Annotated in this window: 3 protein-coding genes; 2 read left to right on the top strand and 1 reads right to left on the bottom strand. The window is 68.6% G+C overall.

The genetic code is table 11. From position 1 onward, the window contains the following. Positions 1-190 precede the first annotated feature (190 nt). Complete coding sequence (locus tag ACWEV3_RS43345; protein WP_452619497.1) at positions 191-433, bottom strand: hypothetical protein; 243 nt, start codon at positions 431-433, stop codon at positions 191-193. 23 nt (positions 434-456) lie between these two features. Here ACWEV3_RS43345 and ACWEV3_RS43340 point away from each other — a divergent pair, with 23 nt between their 5' ends. Together ACWEV3_RS43340 and ACWEV3_RS43335 are read left to right on the top strand one after the other, a co-directional pair. After that, positions 457-939, top strand: a complete 483-nt coding sequence (locus ACWEV3_RS43340) for a WD40 repeat domain-containing protein (protein WP_452619498.1) — start codon at positions 457-459, stop codon at positions 937-939. Between the two features lie 341 nt (positions 940-1,280). After that, entirely contained in the window at positions 1,281-1,406 is a 126-nt protein-coding gene (locus tag ACWEV3_RS43335; protein WP_452619496.1) for a hypothetical protein, read from the top strand. Positions 1,407-1,694 lie beyond the last annotated feature (288 nt).

The raw sequence follows: 1,694 nt of genomic DNA, 5'->3' as shown, positions 1-1,694 counted from the left end.
TGGCTCAGTTCCAGCAAGGCCAGCTTCGGTCCACGACCATCACCCATACCACACCCTAACAACCTGACAACGAATCAACGACTCAGGACACTAGGGACACTCCGGCAAGTGGATGACCTCGGTGGCGTTCGGCCCGGACGGGGAAAGTTGGTCACCAGCGGCGAAGACGGCACCGCTGCCCTGTGGTACCTCAGTGGCCGGCAGCGCCCACGGCAGCTGGCGACGCTGGATGGCCACGCAGCAGGGTGTCCGCAGCGGCGTTCAGCTCGAACGGGGCGGCGGTCTTCACCGCGGATTCCTCCGCAACCGGCGGTGCGTCGATGGCGGGCGGCCGACCGTACGCGACCGGCCCCCTGAACGGCCACGAACTGGAACTGACCGCGGTGTCGACGGTCGACGACTCCACGCTCGCCATCGCGAGCAAGGACGGCACCGCGATCCTCTGGGACACCACCGATCGCGCGCACCCGCAGCCGCGGCAGGGTCCTCCGCGAACACACCGACGAGGTGCTCGACGTGGCGGTTAGCCCGGACGGCAACACCATGGCCACCGCGAGAAAGGACAAGACGGTCATCCTCTGGGACGTCACCAAACGCGATGCTCCGACCCGGCTGACCATACTGCCGCCGGAGATACAGCCCGTGAACGCGGTGGAGTTCAGCACCGACGGCCGTTCGTTGATTACCGCCAGCGGCGGCGATCTCGGCATCCTCGGCGGGCGCGTGCTGCTGTGGGACATCACCGATCAGACCAAGCCGACTCCGCTCGCCCCCTCGGGCAGACCGCCACCAGGCTGTAGGAGCGACCTTGATCGCGTTCCACCCCGATGGCCGGACCGTCGCGGTTGGCACCGCCCCGTGGCGTTCTGGAACATCCCCGATCGCGGCAGGCCGAGCGGCTCGCAGACCTGCGCGGAGTGCGGGCGGCCGCCGCGCTAGCCTTCCACGGGAACGTACTCGCCGTCGCGGGCACCTACGGCGACCCCACAGCGGCGCGGCAGGCCGATCTGCTGCTGGTGGACGTCGCCGATCCCCCGCAGCCCAAGCCCTTGGGGGCGGTGGCCGCCGGGAGCCCGGCGGATCTGGCGTCCAGCCCGGACGGCCGCACGTTCGCCACCGCGAGCGGCCCACCGGTGCTATGGGATGTCACCGACCCCACCAGGGCGGGCGGTGGAGCAGCTGACCGGGCACTCGTCCGACACGTCCGCTGTGGCATTCGACTGCGATGGCCATAGCCTGGCGACCGTGAGCAACGATCCGCGGAACCCTGCGGCGCTCCTGTGGAACACCGGCGACCTGCTGGAGGTGCGACCGAATGGACCTGCGCCGCCGTCGACCCCGGCTTCACCGAGCAGGAGTGGGACCAGCACGCACACGGCCTGCCCTACCAGCACCTCTACCCGTGACAGCGCAGGCTACGGGGCCGCCCCTCCGGCTTCAAGGTCGCTGCGCGATCGCTGACGTGACGGGCCAACGGCCCGCCCTTGACCCTGGAGCCTCTGCGGCCCCGTACCAGGCAGCGGCGCGGTCATCAACTCCAAGATCCCTACAAATCAAGTCTCTACGGTTCGGATACAGGCATTTCATGGCGGCGGGGGGTGTAGCAGAAACGGTGTTTCCGGCGTGTTCGGTTAGTAGGTTTCAGCGGCCGGCCAGCGGTCACTGAATGTGATGGCGAAGGCGTTGATCACGGA

The organism is Saccharopolyspora sp. NPDC003752 (assembly GCF_053605825.1).
The sequence above is the reverse complement of the archived record's forward strand: the minus strand, read 5'-3'. Positions and strand labels throughout refer to the sequence as shown.